The sequence below is a fragment of the Nonomuraea sp. NPDC049637 genome, assembly GCF_040675235.1.
Lineage (GTDB): Bacteria > Actinomycetota > Actinomycetes > Streptosporangiales > Streptosporangiaceae > Nonomuraea.
This window is the reverse complement of record NZ_JBFAOM010000029.1, coordinates 38,568-56,650: the sequence shown is the minus strand read 5'-3', so window position 1 is coordinate 56,650 and position 18,083 is coordinate 38,568. Positions and strand designations below refer to the sequence as shown.

The following is an 18,083-nucleotide window of genomic DNA, read 5'->3' as shown; positions in this document are numbered from 1 at the left end:
CCTGTGGTGTGATGTTGCAACTGTGGTGACGGGAGAGGGTTTCGCAACAGTTCTCCTGCCCTGTGGCTCTTGTGGCTCGTAGTTGTCATACCTCTGTCTCGAGAGCGAGGTGGGCGGGTGCGAGCCTTCCCGGTGACGATGCCCTCTGGCGCGCGGTACTGGACGGTGCTTGGCGAGGACCTGGCGGTCGTGCCGGTGGCGGATCAGTTCCTGCGGGAGACCCGGTTCGGGCGCGACCGCGCCGAGTCGACGACGGAGGCGTACGCGCGGGCGATCGCGTTGTTCCTGCGGTGGTGCGTACGCACCGGCCGCGACTGGCGGACGGCGGCCGCGGAGCTGGGCCTGTTCATGGTGTGGCTGAAGTTCACCCCGGCAGGAGCGGGCACCGTTGTGCGGGGGCCGGGCGGCGAGCCCGCGCGCGCTGCGGACGTGATCGGTGGATCCTCCGATGCCGGTTTCAGATGTGGTCGAAGAGGTCTGCCGCCTTGCCGATGACTCGGATCGCGGCCTGCAGGTCCTTGGGCGGGACGTCCGCCAGCGCTTGCTGCCATCGCTGCTGCCATCGGTCGCGGGCCTCGGTCACGAGGGCGCGCCCGTGGTCGGTGAGGACAATCTGGATGGCGCGCCGGTCTGTGAGGCTGCGTTCACGTCGGATCACACCCTTGGCTTCGAGGGCGTCCAGCATGCCGGTCATGGTCGCCGGGGTGACGTCGGCGTAGTCGGCCAGTTGCCGCGCGGTGGCCTGCCCCGCCTCAGCCAGGCCGTCCAGCGCGCGCAGCTGGGTTCCCGACAGTTCACCACCGGCGGCCTGCTCACGGCCGCGCTTGCGCCGAAACGCCGCGAACAGCTCCGCGACCGCCTGCTCCACCTGTTCGACCTGGTCCTTCTCCGCACCCATCTGCGGATCCTAACAGTCTGGACCCTGATGATGTGGACATATATTCTATGGAGCCATATTGTATGGAGCCTAACTAATGAAGTGAGGTCCCCACGTGACTGAATCTCTTGCCCCTGCCGCCCCCTCGGGCGCCGCGCCCCAGCTCGGGCGCGGCGTCGTGGCGGCGGTGATGGCGGCGCTGATGCTCGGCCTGCTGCTGGGCGCGCTTGACCAGATGATCGTCGCCGCGGTGATGCGGACCGTCGCCGACCAGCTGAACGGCCTGACCCTGCAGGCCTGGGCGACCACCGCCTACCTGATCACCGGAGTGGTCTCCACGCCGCTGTACGGGCGGCTGTCGGACATCTACGGCCGCAAACCGCTCTACCTGGCCTCGATCTCGCTGTTCCTGGTTGGCTCGCTGCTGTGCTCGGCGGCGCAGTCGATGTACGAGTTGGCCGCGTTCCGCGCCGTGCAGGGGCTCGGCGCCGGCGGGCTGATGGCGCTGGCGTTCGCGATCCTGGCCGACATGCTGCCGCCGGAGCGCCGTAGCCGGTACCAGGCCTGGTTCGGGGCGGTGTTCGGGATCTCCAGCGTGGCCGGACCGGTGCTCGGCGGGCTGTTCGCCGGGATGGACAGCTTCCTCGGCGTGGCGGGTTGGCGCTGGGCCTTCCTGGTGAACGTGCCGGTAGGGCTCGTCGCCCTCGTCCTGGTGGTCAAGCTCTACCGGCTGCCGCACACCCGCACCGACCACCGCATCGACTACGGCGGCGCGGTGACGCTGCTGCTCGGACTGGTGCCACTGCTGGTCGTGGCCGAGCAAGGAGGCCACTGGGGCTGGGCCTCGTCGCGCACGCTCGTCCTGGCCACCGTGGGCGTCGCCGGGCTGGTCGGGTTCGTGCTGGTCGAACGGCGGATGGGCGATGAGGCCCTGCTGCCGCCGCGGCTGTTCGCCAGCCCGCTGTTCACGATGAGCAACGCCGTCAACGTCGTGGTCGGCATGGGCGTGTTCGGCGGGCTCAGCGTCCTGCCGCTCTACCTGCAGATCGTCAAGGGCCTGTCCCCGACGGCGGCGGGGTTGATGCTGCTGCCGCAGACCCTGGGAATCGTCGCGGCGGGCCGGCTGTGCGGCCCCTTCGTCACCCGTACGGGCCGCTACAAGGGCCTGCTGCTGCTCGGCCTGGCCGTCATGACCGCGTGCGCCTTCGCCTTCACCCGATTGTCGCCCGGCACGCCGCTGTGGTTCACCGCTCTCATCACGACCGTCATGGGCCTGGGCATCGGCCTGTGCTTCCAGGTCATGCTGATCGCCATCCAGGCGTCCGCACCCGCAGGTACCATGGGTGCCGCCAGCGCCTCCTACACCTTCTTCCGGCAGCTCGGCGGCGCCGCCGGAACCGCCGTCTACCTGTCGATCCTCTTCTCGCTGGCCGAGGAACGCATCGCCGCCGTCCTTCATCGGGCGGAGAACACCACGGCCTTCCAGGCCGCGCTGCACACCCCTGCGGTGACCAAGGATCCCGGAGCGCAACGCCTGCTGGCCGGTCTGGACGGCAGAGCCGGCATCGACCTCAACGACACCTCCTACCTCGACCATCTCGACGCCCGCCTGGCCGCGCCCGTCCTGGACGGCATGGCCAGCGCGATGGACACCGTGTTCGTGGTGGTCGGCTGCGTCATGGCCGTCGGTCTGGTCCTCGCACTGTTCCTGAGGGAGAAGACCCGTGACTGAGGTGGAGATCTGGTCGGACATCATGTGCCCGTGGTGCTACATCGGCAAGAAGCGCCTGGAGCGGGCCCTCGCCGGCTGCGACGACATCCGCGTCACCTGGCGCAGCTTCGAGCTCCGTCCCAGCCAGCCGGCCATCCCCGGCGCCACCCTGGCCGAAATGATGGCGCAGCGCTTCGACCTGCACGGTCCCGACCTCGCGGCCGTCTTCCAACGCATCCGGCAGCTGGGAACGGTCGAGGGGCTGGATCTCAATCCCGCCACTGCCCGCCCGGTCAACTCCTTCGACGCGCACCGCCTCATCCACCTGGCCGCCGACCATGACCTGGCAGACAGCGTGGTCGAGCGGCTGTTCCAGGCCCATCTCGCCGACAACATCAACGTCGCCGACCCCGCAATTCTTCGGCCCCTCGCCGCACGCGCCGGCCTGCCCGACGCGGCAGTCCGTTCCGTCCTGGACACTGACGCCTACGCCGCTGACGTCCGAGCCGATGAGGAACGCGCGATCCAGCTCGGCGTCCGTCAGGTACCCACCTTCGTCATCAACGGCGCACCCGCCATCGCCGGAGCCCCTGATGTCACCGAACTCCGCACCCTCCTGACGAGCAAGACATCGCGATGACACGCCGCAGCCGACCTCCATGTCCCCCATGATCGGAGTCCAGGGCTCGCGCGGCCCCAGCGGCGGCGGGGCTGTCTTCGCGTCGAGCACGGAGGCGTTCGGTTTGTGCCTGCGTGTGCAGGTGTCCGCGTTGGAAGCGGCGCGCAGCGAAGGGCTGGGATGTCGAAGGTGTGCCAGGGTCCGAACCACAGGGAGGCCCCGCGCGACGTGGGCCGCCTTCCTGCGAGAGCGGGAGGCGCACGCGGACGCGGTGGACCGCTGGCCGGCCGAGGGCGGCGAGGGGGAACCGCCTGCCGAACCCCTGGTGCCGGTGGTGGTGTGGCGGCCGGGGGAGCCGCTCCACTGCGGCCGGTGCCGGGCGACGTCGTGCAGCCGGTGACGGGCGAGCTGCTGACGCTGCGCCGGGGATCGTAGGGGAGCGGCCGGCGCTCGCGGACCTGGTGCCCGCGGGCCGGTCCGGGGTGGTGCTGAGAGTCCTCATTTTCTGTCAGTACTGATTCTCATCAGGTTGTCAGTAAGAACAGATGGGGCTTCATGGGAGTCGATTCTGGCATCGGGAGGGAGGAACGGACGGCCAAGCGCGAGGCGAACGACTGTGGGTAGGTAGGTGGGCATTTCCGTAAACGTCACAGTTTCCCGGCTTTGATCGTTACACTGTGGAATCATTTGGATTGCTAGAGTTACCATTCGGGGTGTTGGCCGCGCATGTGACCGAACTGCCCAAGTGCAGCAACGCGTCTGCACGCACGCGTGCTCACCGCCGGTGCGAGGGAGCGGCTATGCGCAAACGCGTCGACACCTCCAATGAGCGCAGTCTCCATCACCTCCGCGGTCCCGCCACGCGCCGCCTTCTGGCACTCGATGAGCGTCAGGAGCTCACCACCGCGCACGTCCGCCTGCTGAGCACCTGCATGGGGATCAGCGAGCGAACACTATGGCGATGGGTCCGCGCCGGGCATGAAGAAGGCCGCGCCTGGAGGAATGGCTGACCCGCCTCGAACTCGCCCGCCTGAAGGCGTTGCTCGGCCTGTTCAAGGTGACTCGACCGTCTGAAGAAGATCTGAACCGCCCCGGGTTTGATGGAGGCTTTGGTGTGCCCTGGGTTCGATGGAGTCGTTGTAGACCCGCGGCCGGGCAGCTTGAAAGCGGCGTCCATCACGGACGAGTATCGAGGCGATCACGCGGCATTCTCGGAGCTAGCAAACCGACTGATCAGTCAGTAGGCTCGCCGACGAAATCCACAGCGGCTTCGAGCAAGGGACACCGCGATGCCTGGACCTGATCAACTCGCCGGCCGTACGGCGGTCATCACCGGTGGGGCCAGCGGCATCGGGGCCGCGCTCTCAGCCGAACTCGGCGCGCGCGGGATGTCGGTCGTCGTGGCCGACATAGACGGCGCCGACGCCCGGCGCCTCGCCCGCGAACTGGGCGAGAGCGGGATTCCCGCGCTCGGCATTCGCGTCGACGTCTCCGACCCCGAGTCGGTCGACGCCCTCGTGCAGGCCAGTTACGCCGAGTTCGGCTCCGTCGAGGTGCTCTGCAACAACGCGGGCGTGCTCGCCTTCGGCACGGTCGCCGAATCGTCGCTCGGTGACTGGCGCTGGCTCTCGTCGGTGAACATCGAGGGCATGCTCAACTGCCTGCGTGCCTTCCTGCCGAGGATGCGCGAGCGGACCGGGTGGCGACACGTGATGAACACCGCGTCGACCCATGCCTTCCTGCCTGACCCGCAGGGCACGTCCCTCTACAGCGCCACAAAACACGCCATCGTCGGCCTCTCACTCGGGCTGCGGGCCGAACTCGCGCCCGACGGCATCGGTGTCACGATTCTGTGCCCAGGGCAGGTGGCGACCCGCATCCTGGACTCCCAGCGCAACCGGCCCGACGTGTTCGGCCCCCCGGCGGCCGAGTTGTTCGGAACAGGCACCGTCCCGATGGCCATCGAACCCGGCGTGGTCGCGCGCGACGCCGTCGAAGGCATGCTGCGCGGCGCCCCCTTCGTCTTCTCGCTTCCCGCGCACGACCACGACCGGTTCCGGGCCCAGTTCGAGGAGCTGTGGCGGCTCGCGGGCGACGCCCTGAACGACAGCGTCGAGCCGTAGGGACATCTCGATGGACGAGCGGCTCCCGCCCCAGTCCCCGCCGCAGACTCACGCGGCCGGCGTCTCTTCGACCGCGCCCGCGCCTCCTGAGTTGTCCGGACCCGGCGACCGGCACGGGGAGGAGCGCGGTCTGCGGCGGCTGTTCGTCACCGTGCCGTTCGTCAGCGCCGCCGCACCGCTGGGCTACGCCGTCTCGGCCTACTTCCTGGCGCTTCAGGTGCAGGCCATCGACACCACGGCCAAGGTCGAGAACCTGACCATCGTCAACACCATGAGCGCGCTCGCCGCGATGATCATCCAGCCGCTCGTCGGCGTCCTGTCCGATCGCACCCGTACGCGCTTCGGCGCACGTGCGCCATGGATGCTGGCCGGAGCCCTCTTCGGCGCCGTCGGGCTGATCACCGCGGGACTGTCGACGACCGTGACTCAGTTGGTCGTGGTCATGATGGCCGTACAACTCGGCTTCAATGCCCTCCAGGGCCCGCTCGCGGCGATCCTGCCCGACCGCGTGCCCTCCCGGCTGCGCGGACGGTACTCGACGCTCACCGGGCTCGGCGCGATCGCCGCGGCGATCGCGGGCCCGGTCCTCGCTTCCGCCTTCGCCACCCGCATCCCCGTCGGCTACGCCGGCTTCGCGGGCGTCATCCTGCTGATCATCGTGGTGTTCGTCGTGGTCAATCCCGACACCGACAACCGCGGTGTGGCACGGCCGGCGTTCTCCATCCGGGCCTTCCTCAAGGCGTTCTGGGTCAATCCCCTGCGCCATCCCGATTTCTTCTGGGCGTTCCTGGGCCGCGTGCTCATCTTCGGCGGCTACTACATGGTGCAGACCTTCAACATCTACATCGCCCAGGAGTACATCGGCCTGAGCCTCACCGAGGCCGCGCGGCTGGTTCCCCTGATCGGACTGATGGGCCTGCCCGGGTTCATCATCGCCATCGCGGTGTCCGGGCTCCTGTCGGACCGTGTGGGCCGGCGCAAGCCGATCGTCCTGGTCGGCGGGCTCATCATCGCCGCATCGGCGCTGTTCCCGCTGATCTTGCCGAGTGTGGCCGGTCTGATGATCTCGACGGTCGTCCTGACCATCGGCTTCGGTGTCTTCATCTCGGTGGACCAGGCCCTCGTCTCGGAGGTCCTGCCCAGTGAGGACGACCACGCCAAGGATCTGGGCGTGATCAACATCGCCGCTACCCTGCCGAACACGATCGCGCCCGTCGCCGCCGGCGGCATCGTCACGATCTTCGGAGGGTACGCGGCGTTGTATCCCGTGGTGGCGATCGTCGCGGGCGCGGGCGCTCTGGCGGTTCTTCCGATCAAGAGAGTGCGCTGACGGGGCAAGGCGCCCTCCCGAGCGGCCGGCCACGCGGGTGAACGGTAGGCTGTCGCGGAAGAAATTGGGCCTTGCGCAACCATGTCCGCCTGCGTCGAGCGAGGCACCCGGACGACAGGAACGACGGATGGCGAAGACGCATGACGCCGAGCGAGCCGGTGCCGCCCGGCGCGCCAAGATCGTGAGCTCCGCCCTCAGGCTGTTCGCGGTACAGGGCTACCGGGGGACCTCCCTCGCGGCCGTCGCCAGGCAGGCCGGGATCACCCAGTCCGGCCTGCTGCATCACTTCCCCACCAAGGAAGCTCTGCTGGCCGAGGTGCTTGCCGAACGCGACCGGCAGACATTCGACGCGGTCGAGGTCGGCCGCGAGTACGAGGGGCCGGCCATGGTCCGCGCCCTGGAGATCGTGGACGACATGGTCAGGCGGAGCCGGCAGAACCGCGAGCTCACCCGCATGGGGCATCTCGGCGCCTTCGGCTCGAACGACCTCCCGGAGATCGCGCTGGAATGGGCGCGGGAGCGTGTCCGCACGTTCCGCGCCCATCTGGCCGCCGTGGTCCAGGAAGGCGTCGCTACCGGGCACGTACGCGCGGATGCCGACCCCACTGCGGTGGCGTCGCTCATCATCGGCACTATCACCGGCCTTGAGGAGCAGTGGCTGCTCGACGAGTCCTTCGACATGGTCGCGGCGATGGGCGCCTTCATCCGGATCCTGCGCCGCGACCTGATCATCGAGGGCTAGCGCCGCCCTGGCCGGAACCGTGGGCGAAGCCCGTGCGGGCCTCGCCCACTTGATCGGTTGTCAGGCCTTGACGGCGTTCGTGGAGTCGGCATGCTGCCGGTCGGCCTCGTTCCCGCGCAGGCTCTCGCCTTCGATGTCGAGATTCGGCAGGACCCGGTCGAGGGGCCGGGGCAGCCACCAGGCCGCGCGGCCGAGCAGCGACATCGCGGCCGGCACCAGGGTCAGGCGGACGACGAACGCGTCGACGAGCACGCCGACGGCCAGCGCGAATCCGATGGACTTGATGATCGGATCGTCCATGAACACGAAACCGCCGAACACGGCCGCCATGATCAGCGCGGCGGCGGTGACGACGCGGGCGTTGTGACCCAGGCCGTTGACGGTGGCCTGCCGTGGGCTGTCGCCGTGCACGAAGTCCTCGCGCATCCGGGAGACGAGGAAGACCTCGTAGTCCATGGCCAGGCCGAACAGGATCCCGATGAGCAGGATCGGCAGGAAGCTCACCAGCGGCCCGGGGACGTCGATGCCGAGCAGGTCGGCCAAGTGCCCCTGCTGGAAGATGGCCACGGTGATGCCGAACGTGGCGCCGACGGTGAGCAGGAAGCCCAGCGCCGCTTTGAGCGGCACCAGCACCGAGCGGAAGACCAGCATCAGCAGCAGGATCGACAGCCCGGCGACGAGCAGCAGGTAGACGGGCATCGCCTCGGCGAGTTTCGCCGACACGTCGATGCCGATGGCGGTGGCGCCGGTCAGGGCGATGGTGGCGCCCTGGACGGCGGCCACGCGCTCCCGGATGGAGTGCACGGTCCGCTCTGTGGCCGCGTCGGTCGGGCCGGCCTTGGGGGTGATGGTCATCAGTACGGTGGTGCCCTGCTGGTTGGGCTGCGGCGGGGAGACGTGGAGCACACCGTCCGTGGACTCGATCAGCCGCGCGGCCTGCTCGGCGGCCATGCTGGTGGCCTGGGCGTCGTCGCCGGAGACGACGGCGATCAGCCTCCCGTTGAAGCCGGGCCCGAATCCCTCGCTGATCAGGTCGTAGGCCTCGCGGGCCGCCGAACCGGAAGCCGCGGTGCCGGCGTCGGGCAGGGCCAGGCGCATGTCCTGGGCGGGCAGGGCCAGCGCGCCCAGCCCGGCGACGCCGACCAGCAGGATCGGGATCCGCAGCCGGGTGACGAGCCGGCCCCAGGCGTACCCGAAGCCCTCGGGCCCGGGGGCGGGCATCCGCCCGCCACGCTGCCTACGCGGCAGGACGCGGGCGTCGGCGAAGCCGAGCATCGCGGGGAGCAGGGTGAGGGCGACCAGCACCGCCAGGGTGATGGTGCCGGCCGCGGCCAGCCCCATGACGCTCAGGAAGGGAATGCCGACCACGGAGAGGCCGGCCAGGGCGATGACGACGGTGGCGCCGGCGAAGACCACAGCGGAACCCGCGGTGCCGATCGCACGCCCGGCGGCTTCCTCCGCAACCTCACCCTCGGTGAGGTACTGCCGGTAGCGGAAGGTGATGAACAGCGAGTAGTCGATGCCCACGGCCAGCCCCAGCATCAACGCCAGGATGGGCGCGGTGCCGGTCAGTTCCAGCACCCCGCTGAGGGCGAACAGCCCGGCCATCCCGGCCGCGACGCCGATCAGCGCATTCAGCAGCGTCATGCCGGCGGCCACCAGAGAACCGAAGGTGATGAGGAGGACCACCGCGGCGACCAGGACACCGAGCGCCTCAGTGGAGCCGATCTCCCCTCCCGCCTTCATGATCTCGCCGCCGTGCTCCGCCCGGAGCCCGCGCGCGGAGGCGCCGACCTGCTCGTACGCCGTACGCTGCGCCGCGCTGACCTCGTCGGCCGGGGTGTCGAACTGGACCTGGACCAACGCGTAGCGGCCGTCGGGAGTGACCGAACCGGCCGTGAAGGGATCGATGGCGGCGATCACACCGGGGACTCCACCGGCCTCCCGCACGACGGCCGCGACCGCGGCCTTGTCCAGTTCCCGTCCTTCGGGCGCGGCGAGGACGATGGTTCCGGTCACGCCACCGGCCTGCGGGAACTGCACCCGCAGGGAGTCGAGCGCCCGCTGGGACTCCGTGCCGGGGATCGAGAAGTTGTCAGTGGTGGGACCCATGAAGGCGGCGGCCGCCCCGCTCAGCAAGGTGAGCAGGAGCAGCCAGACGGCCAGCACACGCCCTCGGCGGCGGAAGGAGAACCGGCCGAGCCGATACAGCACAGAAGCCATGAAGGATGTCTTTCCTCGAAGTTCAGCGGGGGTCGCGGCCGAGCGTGCGCAGGGCGCCGTCGATCAGCTCGGCACGCAGGTCCTCGTCCGGCACCGGTATGTCACTGGCGCAGGTCACCGATACCGCGCCGATGACCATGTAGGCGGTGACCAGGCCCCGGGACTCGGTCGAGCCGTCCACCATCGCGGTCATCAGCCGCCCCACGACGGCGGGCACGGCACCCAGAGCCGGATGACCGGCCAGCGCGGGAATGTCCTGGAACAGGACTTTTACCTCGCGCCGGAACCTCATGGCCAGATCGACGAAGCCCGTGACGGCCGCGTCCACCGCCTGGTCTCCCTCAAGCCCGGAAAGCCGGGCGTCCAGCTCTCCCAGCCCTTCACCGGCGGGGGTCAGCAGCTCGGCGAGGATCGCCTCTTTGCTGACGAAGTAGTAGAGCAAGGACGCCTTCGAACAGCCGACCACCTGAGCGATGTCGTGCAGTGAGGTGCCCTTGTATCCACGCGTGGCGAACAGACTCAACGCCGAGTCCAGGATGTGGCCGCGCAGGGCGGAAGCGGGACGTGCCATGCCCTCAACCATAACTGTCCGATCGGTCAGATCTGACCGATCGGACAGGATTCGACTGTGGCCTTCCTCACGGCCCTCCGCTCGGGTCCGTGGTCATCAGATGCAAAGTAGCTGCGAGTGTGGTGGTGCTCGGCTTCGATGCGACGGACCGGGTGCGCGCATGGCTCCAGGGGCGCCATGAGACGGCGCGATCACCGTCTATATGGACGGCGTGCGCAAGGCCACCTCCGACGGCATCACCGGGCGCCGCCAGGTCACTGCGCTTCGGCGCCGACCAGATCGGCGGCCAGCGGTTGCCCGGCGCGGTGGACCACGCCGCGATCATCGCCCGCAGGCTGACGGTGGAGGAGATCGGGACCTGGCGACTCCTTCCGCGCGGGATCGTAGGTTCTGAACGGGATTGAGTAGTGCGTACTCAGGCAGTCTCGTTCCCGTCCGGAGGAGCATGCGTTTCATGGCGACCTTTATGGAACGTGGAGCGCGCAGGGGGTGGATGATCGGCACGCTCGGAGGGCTGCTGTCATCCGTCACCCCGCCGCTGGTCATGCCGTCCGCCGCGGCGGCGGCCCTGAACCGTTCGTTGACCTTCTCCATCGACTACCTCTTCCAGGTCGAGGACCCCGACGGCGGCGGCGAGGGTGACGGGGACTACTTCCCCAGAGTGCAGATCGGCGACGGCCCCGTGGAGACGGGACCGAGGATCGAGGACGACGAGTTCGAGCCTCTGGGCCTGCCCGAGGCGCCGAACGGCTGGGTGTTCACCAACGCGAACCTGCCCGCCACCAAGGACACCGTGGACATCACGGTGTCGATGTGGGACTGGGACTCAGGGCTGAACACCGAGGACGACCGGATGGACATCAACCCCAAGAACGACGATCTCGAACTGAACCTCGTCTACAACTTCACGACGGGCGCCCTGACCGGGGACGACGACTCCTTCGTGTACGGCAGGCCCTGCACGCACTCCAACGGCCTGCCGAAGGGGCAGAGCTGCGTGGAGGGCGACGGCGACCACGGATATCCGCTGGACAACGACGGCAGGATCACCCGGCTCGGCATCAGCGTCCTCAACGACGTCGACGCGGACGGCATCCCGGACACCGTCGAGCTCCACGGCGTCCGCGATCACACGGGCGCGATGGTGGCGGACCTTCCCGCCATGGGCGCCGATCCGTGCCGGAAGAACCTGATCCTTCAGACGGACTTCATGGAGGACCTCACCCCGGCCACCAGGCACTCCCACGAGATCAAGCCGGGGGCGGTGAAACTGGTCCGCGACGTGCTCGACGCGTCCCCGTTCAAGGCGACGAACCCCTGCCCCTATCCCGGTGGGACCCGGCGGGACGGCATCGGCTTCATCCACCGGCCGGGCGTGCGAATCCCTCACCAGCGGTTCATGGGGCTGGAGAACAACGCCGACTTCCGCAACGCCCGCGCCGCGAACCTGCCGGGGGAGCTGGCGCCCTACGCGCACTACACAATCTTCGCTCACGACCTCGTCCGCACAGAGAACGGGAGCACCTTCAACGACCCCGGCACCTCCGGCGAATGTTGCGAGCCCACCCGGGACAACAACAAGGACTTCATTGTCACCCTCGGCACGTGGCGGATCGTCTGCGTCGCGGACTTCGGTCTCGACTACCGGGGGGACGCCACGCTCCAGACCACCGACTCGGGCGACGACATCCCCAACAGCCCGCCACCGCTGCTGGTCGACCACTTCCGCGAGTGGCAGAAGGGCGCCGTACGGCTGGGCTTCTCCAGCGGAAAGCTGCCTCCGCTGGTCGAGACCGGCCTGCTGGAGAACGACGGCATCTCCGACGGCACCGACTTCACCTTCTGGTGGACCGACAACCGCCGGGCCCCCACCGGGCCGCGGCTCCTCAGAGCCGGGCGCGGCAACGGCCCGCTCAACTGGAACGACAGCACCACCCCGGGCACCAACGCCCCCCTCTTCGAGACGGGGCAGATCGGCCAGGACATCAACAACAGCGGCACGCGCAGCCCCCCGAACGATCACGACGACTGGGCGGCGATCAGGTTCAGGGGCCCCGGGTCCCCGGACGACAAGGGCTGGGCCTGCAGCGACTACCCGGCCGGTTCACCCGCCTGCGCAGGAGTGGGCGGCTCGGCGGACGGAGAGCTCGACTTCGACGCGGTGATCCACCAGGACCTGGGCTTCTTCAACCGCTTCGACCCCGACGTCGAGGTCGCCAAGAGCGTGGACAAGACGGACGCCGAACCCGGCGACACCCTCACCTACCAGGTGAAACTGAACAACGTCGGCTCGGGAACCGCGGCCTCGATCGAGGCCGTCGACAGCCCGCCCACCGGCCCCGACCAGAAGCGGCAGGTGCCCTACCTCGGGGAGGAAGGCACCACCACGCAGACCTTCACCTACGAGATCCCGTGCGAGACCGCCGACGCGGCCGTGCTGACCAACAAGGCGACGGCGACCGCGACGGACGCGGGAGGCGGAGCCGAGGCGAACACCGGCAACAACACGGCTCAGGCCGCGACCAGGGTCCACGCGCCCCGGCTCACCCTGGCAAAGACCGCGCCCGCCACGGTGAACGCCGGCGAGGAGATGACGATCGACCTCAAGGTCGCCAACGTCGGCAGCGGCACCGCCACCGGCGTGACGCTCACCGACACCCTGGCCGGCGGCGCAGAGCTGGCCGTGCAGTTCACGGCCAGGCCCAGCCTGCTGCACACGGCCGGCGCGCGGCTGACCGACACGGCCTCCGTGGTGTACGGCAACGCCAAGGGCTGCACCTTCCCGCCGGTCACCGCCGCCGCGAGCACCACGGTCACCGAGGTCACGCCGACGCGTGACCCGCGTTCACACGGCTACTGGAAGACCCAGCGCACCACCAACTCTCGGATCTCCTTGCTCGTCCTTGGGCGGCCGGAGCGGCTCGGATACGTCCATCGGCGTCGGATCAGACGCCGATGCCAGGCCAGCAGCGGGCCCGGCGTCACCAGCCGATGAGCCCGCAGCCCGGGCCACCGTTTCTGCTGGTCAGCCAAATGCGTTGGATGTTCGGCGGATGCTACGGAGACCCCGAACCTGACCCTCCCAAAAGGCGAGAGGTACCCTTGACCTGGGGGAACAATGCGCTGCCGATCTTGTGGGTACGAGAGCCTCGCCGACTCGGCATACTGCGAACGCCGGCCGTCAACCAGGTGCTCCGCGGTGACCTGCCGCGCCCCGAATTCCGCAGGCGCTGCACGAGGCGGCCCCGCCGGTGTGGCGTGGGCGACCTCGTGGCCGGGCTGGGGCCGTAGCCCCGGCGCCCTCGGCCAGGCGCTGATGGAGGCGGAGAAGTTGTTCGAGGCCACCGGGCCACAATGATCGCGCAGGCCCGACGGAGACCAGCACACACCCGCGCCCTGCGGCCCGCCTCCCACATGACGGTCCGGTCGGCCATCCGACCGGGCGTTGTCCCGCGGGCAGGCGAGGGACGATGATGCCGCTGTGAACGCACGACGAACGGTGATCCTGGTGACGGCGGCCCTGGTGGTCATCGCGGCGGTGGTGCTGGCGGTGCTGCGCTGGGACGACGCGAACAAGCTGGCGAGCTCCCTGTCCGCCCTGGCTGGGCTGGCCGCGGTCGGTGTCGGGATATACGCGGCGCTGCCCAGCTCCGCTCGCACCCGCGTCCGGGTCTCGCGTACCGGCCGGGCGGTGGCCAACGGCGGCACGGCCAACACCGGCGTGTCAGGGACCACGGCCGTGGCCGGCGAGGTGCAGGTCGACCATACCGGCGACGCGCGAGCCTCCGGCCGCGGCGACGCCAACACCGGTCTCCACCTGGACTGACACGACCGCCCCCAGGAGCCGGGGAGCCGCGCGGGCCGGCGCCGCCAGGCCCCCGCGCGTGAGACAGCATGGATGGCGCAGCCGCCGGAGAACCACACCGAAGACCGGGTGATCGATGAATGTTTCGCAGGGCGAGGGGAAACCGGTGCCGGGGATGAGGGGCACTGCCAGGCAGACCGGCCAGGCCCTGGCCTCGCACGGGGTGGCCATCAGCGGCATCAACACCGGGGACATCCACCTGGCGCCGGCGCCGGTGCCCCGGTCGGCCTACCGGCATCAGGTCGCACGCATCGCTCCCGTGGAGCTGATCGGCCGCGAGCGGGAGCTGGCGCAGCTGACCGCCTTCTGCACCGCCGCGGACGGCCCCGCCTACCAGTGGTGGCAGGCGCCGGCGTGGGCGGGCAAGTCGGCGTTGATGTCCTGGTTCGCGCTCCATCCGCCGGCCGGGCTGCGCATCGCGTCCTTCTTCATCACCGCCCGCTTCGCCGGCCACGCCGACCGGGTCGCGTTCACCAACGTGGTGATGGAGCAGCTCGCCGAGATCGCCGCCGAGCCGATGCCCGCCTTCCTGACCGATGCCACGCGTGAGGCCCATTTTCTCGGCCTGCTGGAGATGGCGGCCCGGCGCTGCCGGGACGACGGGCAGCGTCTCGTCCTGGTCGTCGACGGCATCGACGAGGACCAGGGGGTCGTGTCCGGGCCCGATGCCTACAGCATCGCCGCCCTGCTGCCGCCCAGGCCACCGGCGGGCGCGCGGATCGTCGTCGCCGGGCGGCCTGACCCGCCGGTCCCGAGGGACGTCCCGTACGATCATCCGCTGCGCGACCTGCGGGTCGCGCGCTGCCTGGAGCCCTCCGCGCACGCCCGGGTGATCAGGATGGACGCCGAACGGGAGCTCAAACGCCTGCTGCACGGCGCCCCGGTGGAGCGGGACCTGCTGGGGCTGGTCACCGCGGCCGGCGGCGGGCTCAGCGGGTCGGATCTGGCCGCCCTCACCGGATTGTCGCAGTGGGAGGTTGAGGAGCGGCTGCACACGGTGGCCGGGCGGACGTTCGCCAGCCGCAGCCCGTTGTGGCAGCCGAACGCGGGAGTGGTCGTCTACGTGCTTGCGCATGAGGACCTGCGCGCGGCCGCGCTGCGCTACCTCGGCGACGGGCGGCTGGCGGAGTTCCGCGAGCGGCTGCACGTCTGGGCGGACGGCTATCGCGGGCGAGGCTGGCCGGCGGACACTCCCGAGTACCTGCTGCACGGCTACTTCCAGCTCCTCGCGGAAACCCGTGACGACCACCGCCTGATCGCGTGCGCGCTGGATCAGGCCCGGCACGAGCGGATCCTGGACATCACCGGCGGGGACATCGCCGCGCTCAACGAGATCGCGACGGCGCAGGGCGTGATCTGCCTGTGGCGGGACCCGGACCTGGCGACCATGCTCGTCCTCGCCGCGCAGCGCGATCACCTCACCCAGCGCAACACAAACGTCTCCGCCAACCTGCCCGCGGCCTGGGCGATGCTTGGCCATCCCGTGCGCGCCGAGGCTCTGGCCCGGTCCATCACCGACCGCCACCGCCGGGTGGAAGCCCTGGCGGAACTGGCCGGCGCGCGGGCCGAGACGGGGGACCTCGGTCAGGCACGAAAGCTCCTCGACCTGGCCGAGGAAGAAGCGATCAGTCTGTCCGACGAGTGGGCACGGGCGCGGGTCGCGTTGATCCGTGCGGCTGTGGCCATCGGGGACGCCGGCCGGGCCGATGCGCTGGCCGGTTCGCTCGCAGATCCCTACCGCAGGGTATGGGCCCTGGTCGAGCAGGCGGTGGCGACCTGGACGGGCGGCGATCTCGAACGGGCACGCCGGGTCGCCGACCGGGCCGGGGCGGCGGCCGCGGCCATCGATGACCCGGGGGAACGGACCCGGGCGTCGATCGAGGTGATTCGCGCCAGGGCGGCCGTCGGCGATCTGGCGGGGGCCGAGGCCGTGGCCGGATCCGTCACCAACCCCTACTGGCGGGTGTGGGCCCGGGTGGAGCTCGTGGGCGCCATCGCCGCCTGCGGTGACCTCGATCGGGCTGAGGCGATGGCCCTGTCCCTCCGCGATCCGGGCTGGCGGGGCTGGGCCATGATCGAGCTCGTCGACGTCCTGGTGGCCGCTGGTGAGCTCGACCGGGCGCGCGACCTGGCCGTCCGCGCGCGGGACGTGGCCGAGGCCGTCGCGGAAACCGGTCAGGGTGCGCGCGCACTGGCGCGGCTGGCCTCAGCGTGGGAACGGCTGTGGGGCCTTGGCGACGCCTGGGACCTGGCCCGGTCCTTCACCCAGGCGCAGGCCCGCATGCAGGCGCTGGCCGCGCTGGCCGTGGCCGCGACTGGCTCGGACGAGCCGGAACGGGCCGAGGCGCTGACCGCCTCGATCGAGGACGCCCACTGGCGGGTATGGGTGGCGGCCGAGCAGGCGAAGCGGCTGGCAGCTGCCGGTGAGCTGAAGCAGGCCCGCGACCTGGCGGCCCGGGCTGAGCTGATGGTCCGCGCCGGCGTCGACCCGGGGCATCAGGCGCGACGCATGGTCCGCCTGATCGAGAATCTCGTCGCGGCCGGCGACCTCGACCAGGCACGTGGCCTCGCCGTCGAGGTCGGGACCGCCATCACCGCCGACCCCCGGGGGGACATCGGGAACGTGATCGAGGTGGCCGAGGCCCTGCTGGGCGCGGGCCAGGCCGAGACCGCGCACGAGCTCGCCGTCAGGGCCGCGTCCCGAGCGCAGGCGGGCGCGGCGATCAACGCGCCGGCCGTCATGACGCTGGCCAGGGTCCTGGCCACGGTTGGGGAGCCGGTGCGCGCCGAGGCCCTGGCCCGCTCCCTCCCGGGTTCCGGCGCCGGGCACGCCCTGGTCTGCATCAGCGAGGCGTACATCGCCTCTGGCCAGTTCACTCGCGCGGAGGAGAGCCTCACTGCCATCCCCGAACCCGCGCCGCGCGACCGGACGCTCACCGCGCTGGTCATCGCCCTGGCCAATGCCCGACACTTCGACCGCGCCGAGATCCTCGCCCCCTCCATCATCGTCGCGACGGCGCAGGCCCGCGCGCTCATCGAGCTGGTCAAGGCGCTGTCCGCGGCGGGCCAGCCCGACCGCGCCCGCCGCCTCGCGGACCGGGCGCGGACGCTGGCGCGCCGTACCCACGACGACGCGGAGAGCTCCCGGCTCCTGGCCGAACTGGCGTCGGCCTGCTCGGGGACGGACGCACCGCACTCCGAGGCGTCTGCCGGGGACGGCCGGCCGGGCGGCCCCGTCCAGACCCGGCACGGCGCCGCCCATGCCCACGCCCACGGTCACGACCACGGCGAACGCGCAATCAACGAACGGCTGCGGGCGTTCGCCGGGAACGTCGGCTGGGCCGGTGCGAGCGCCCACGCCGAAGATCTGACGCACCTGCTCGCCTCCCTCGCCGAGCACGCGGCCCTGATCGTCCACCCGCAGCGGCGAGCGCGTGCCATCCTGTCGGTCGCCGAAGCCGGGGGGCCGGACGTGGTACGGCGGCTCATCGCCTTCGTCCTTCACCTCGCCCCATGGGACACGCCCCTGGAGGCGCTGGCCGTCGCCGATCCGTCGGCGCTCAGCGCCGCCGCCTCCGCCTACTTGGCGTCCTCCTCCTGAAGGTGTTCCCAGCCGCCAAGTAGCGCCGACAAGCCAGAATCCAGGTTCTGCAGGGTTGTGGGCCGAGATGGCGGCTGGGGACACGTTCGGTTGCGACATGAGGTCGCACGTTGTGAGTGATCACGAGAAAGGAGGTCCGGCGATGTCGGGACCGTGATCCAGGTCAGTGTCTGAGACCTGTCCCCGCTCTGGCGTGCGTCGCGGGTGACCGTGGGGTGCGGAGCCCAGAGGAAAGCCCAAGGGTGCCCGTTTCGGCCGGGGACCACAGGCGAAGGGAAGGCTGGAAGGGCTCAGAGTGACCGTCCGTCAATCGCTGCATCCTGTTCGCGCTCGGCGTGGGCCCGCACGGGACAGGCTGAGGCGTGATTTCTTGGGACCAGTTTGGGACCACACGCTATGCCGTTCGTGAGACAACATGCAG

Annotated in this window: 14 protein-coding genes; 11 read left to right on the top strand and 3 right to left on the bottom strand. The window is 70.2% G+C overall.

From position 1 onward, the window contains the following. Positions 1 to 117 precede the first annotated feature (117 nt). The gene (locus AB0J71_RS32720) at positions 118 to 495 is read left to right on the top strand and encodes a hypothetical protein (RefSeq protein WP_364417672.1); all 378 of its coding nucleotides are present in this window, start codon (positions 118 to 120) and stop codon (positions 493 to 495) included. Here the strand turns inward: AB0J71_RS32720 and AB0J71_RS32715 are convergent. Then, on the bottom strand, positions 458 to 898 hold the full coding sequence (locus AB0J71_RS32715) for a MarR family transcriptional regulator (RefSeq protein WP_352321259.1): 441 nt from the start codon (positions 896 to 898) through the stop codon (positions 458 to 460). The genes AB0J71_RS32720 and AB0J71_RS32715 overlap by 38 nt on opposite strands. Before the next feature lie 94 nt (positions 899 to 992). Between AB0J71_RS32715 and AB0J71_RS32710 the strand changes: the two genes are divergently transcribed. From AB0J71_RS32710 to AB0J71_RS32685, 6 genes are all read left to right on the top strand, one after another. Beyond that, complete coding sequence (locus AB0J71_RS32710) at positions 993 to 2,609, top strand: MDR family MFS transporter (protein WP_352321257.1); 1,617 nt, start codon at positions 993 to 995, stop codon at positions 2,607 to 2,609. Continuing rightward, on the top strand, positions 2,602 to 3,228 hold the full coding sequence (locus AB0J71_RS32705) for a DsbA family oxidoreductase (RefSeq protein WP_364417670.1): 627 nt from the start codon (positions 2,602 to 2,604) through the stop codon (positions 3,226 to 3,228). Before AB0J71_RS32710 ends, AB0J71_RS32705 begins: the two co-directional genes overlap by 8 nt. A 779-nt stretch (positions 3,229 to 4,007) precedes the next feature. Further along, on the top strand, positions 4,008 to 4,217 hold the full coding sequence (locus AB0J71_RS32700; protein ID WP_364417668.1) for a hypothetical protein: 210 nt from the start codon (positions 4,008 to 4,010) through the stop codon (positions 4,215 to 4,217). Between the two features lie 279 nt (positions 4,218 to 4,496). Beyond that, the gene (locus tag AB0J71_RS32695; protein ID WP_364417666.1) at positions 4,497 to 5,330 is read left to right on the top strand and encodes an SDR family NAD(P)-dependent oxidoreductase; all 834 of its coding nucleotides are present in this window, start codon (positions 4,497 to 4,499) and stop codon (positions 5,328 to 5,330) included. 10 nt (positions 5,331 to 5,340) lie between these two features. Continuing rightward, entirely contained in the window at positions 5,341 to 6,660 is a 1,320-nt protein-coding gene (locus AB0J71_RS32690; RefSeq protein WP_364417664.1) for an MFS transporter, read from the top strand. Between the two features lie 127 nt (positions 6,661 to 6,787). Beyond that, positions 6,788 to 7,402 (top strand): TetR/AcrR family transcriptional regulator, encoded by a 615-nt coding sequence (locus AB0J71_RS32685; RefSeq protein WP_352321249.1) that lies wholly within the window; start codon positions 6,788 to 6,790, stop codon positions 7,400 to 7,402. A 60-nt stretch (positions 7,403 to 7,462) separates the two neighbouring features. Here AB0J71_RS32685 and AB0J71_RS32680 read toward each other — a convergent pair whose 3' ends face one another. Together AB0J71_RS32680 and AB0J71_RS32675 are read right to left on the bottom strand one after the other, a co-directional pair. Next, positions 7,463 to 9,625 carry an MMPL family transporter gene (locus tag AB0J71_RS32680; RefSeq protein WP_364417662.1) on the bottom strand — a complete coding sequence of 721 codons (2,163 nt, stop codon included), beginning with the start codon at positions 9,623 to 9,625 and terminating at the stop codon, positions 7,463 to 7,465. Between the two features lie 22 nt (positions 9,626 to 9,647). Then, a complete protein-coding gene (locus tag AB0J71_RS32675; protein WP_352321246.1) occupies positions 9,648 to 10,196 on the bottom strand; it encodes a helix-turn-helix domain-containing protein in 549 nt (182 codons plus the stop codon). A 119-nt stretch (positions 10,197 to 10,315) separates the two neighbouring features. Between AB0J71_RS32675 and AB0J71_RS32670 the strand changes: the two genes are divergently transcribed. From AB0J71_RS32670 to AB0J71_RS32655, 4 genes are all read left to right on the top strand, one after another. Then, entirely contained in the window at positions 10,316 to 10,600 is a 285-nt protein-coding gene (locus tag AB0J71_RS32670; RefSeq protein ID WP_364417660.1) for a hypothetical protein, read from the top strand. Positions 10,601 to 10,650: 50 nt separating this feature from the next. After that, complete coding sequence (locus tag AB0J71_RS32665) at positions 10,651 to 13,191, top strand: hypothetical protein (RefSeq protein WP_364417658.1); 2,541 nt, start codon at positions 10,651 to 10,653, stop codon at positions 13,189 to 13,191. 486 nt (positions 13,192 to 13,677) lie between these two features. After that, positions 13,678 to 14,022 carry a hypothetical protein gene (locus AB0J71_RS32660; RefSeq protein WP_364417656.1) on the top strand — a complete coding sequence of 115 codons (345 nt, stop codon included), beginning with the start codon at positions 13,678 to 13,680 and terminating at the stop codon, positions 14,020 to 14,022. Between the two features lie 154 nt (positions 14,023 to 14,176). Then, on the top strand, positions 14,177 to 17,662 hold the full coding sequence (locus AB0J71_RS32655) for a hypothetical protein (protein ID WP_364417653.1): 3,486 nt from the start codon (positions 14,177 to 14,179) through the stop codon (positions 17,660 to 17,662). Positions 17,663 to 18,083 lie beyond the last annotated feature (421 nt).

Coding starts and splice junctions, on each gene's coding strand:
- AB0J71_RS32715 (WP_352321259.1), bottom strand. CDS start 898: ATGGGTGCGGAGAAGGACCAGGTCGAACAGGTGGAGCAGGCGGTCGCG.
- AB0J71_RS32700 (WP_364417668.1), top strand. CDS start 4,008: ATGCGCAAACGCGTCGACACCTCCAATGAGCGCAGTCTCCATCACCTC.
- AB0J71_RS32695 (WP_364417666.1), top strand. CDS start 4,497: ATGCCTGGACCTGATCAACTCGCCGGCCGTACGGCGGTCATCACCGGT.
- AB0J71_RS32690 (WP_364417664.1), top strand. CDS start 5,341: ATGGACGAGCGGCTCCCGCCCCAGTCCCCGCCGCAGACTCACGCGGCC.
- AB0J71_RS32685 (WP_352321249.1), top strand. CDS start 6,788: ATGGCGAAGACGCATGACGCCGAGCGAGCCGGTGCCGCCCGGCGCGCC.
- AB0J71_RS32680 (WP_364417662.1), bottom strand. CDS start 9,625: ATGGCTTCTGTGCTGTATCGGCTCGGCCGGTTCTCCTTCCGCCGCCGA.
- AB0J71_RS32675 (WP_352321246.1), bottom strand. CDS start 10,196: ATGGCACGTCCCGCTTCCGCCCTGCGCGGCCACATCCTGGACTCGGCG.
- AB0J71_RS32665 (WP_364417658.1), top strand. CDS start 10,651: ATGGCGACCTTTATGGAACGTGGAGCGCGCAGGGGGTGGATGATCGGC.
- AB0J71_RS32655 (WP_364417653.1), top strand. CDS start 14,177: ATGAGGGGCACTGCCAGGCAGACCGGCCAGGCCCTGGCCTCGCACGGG.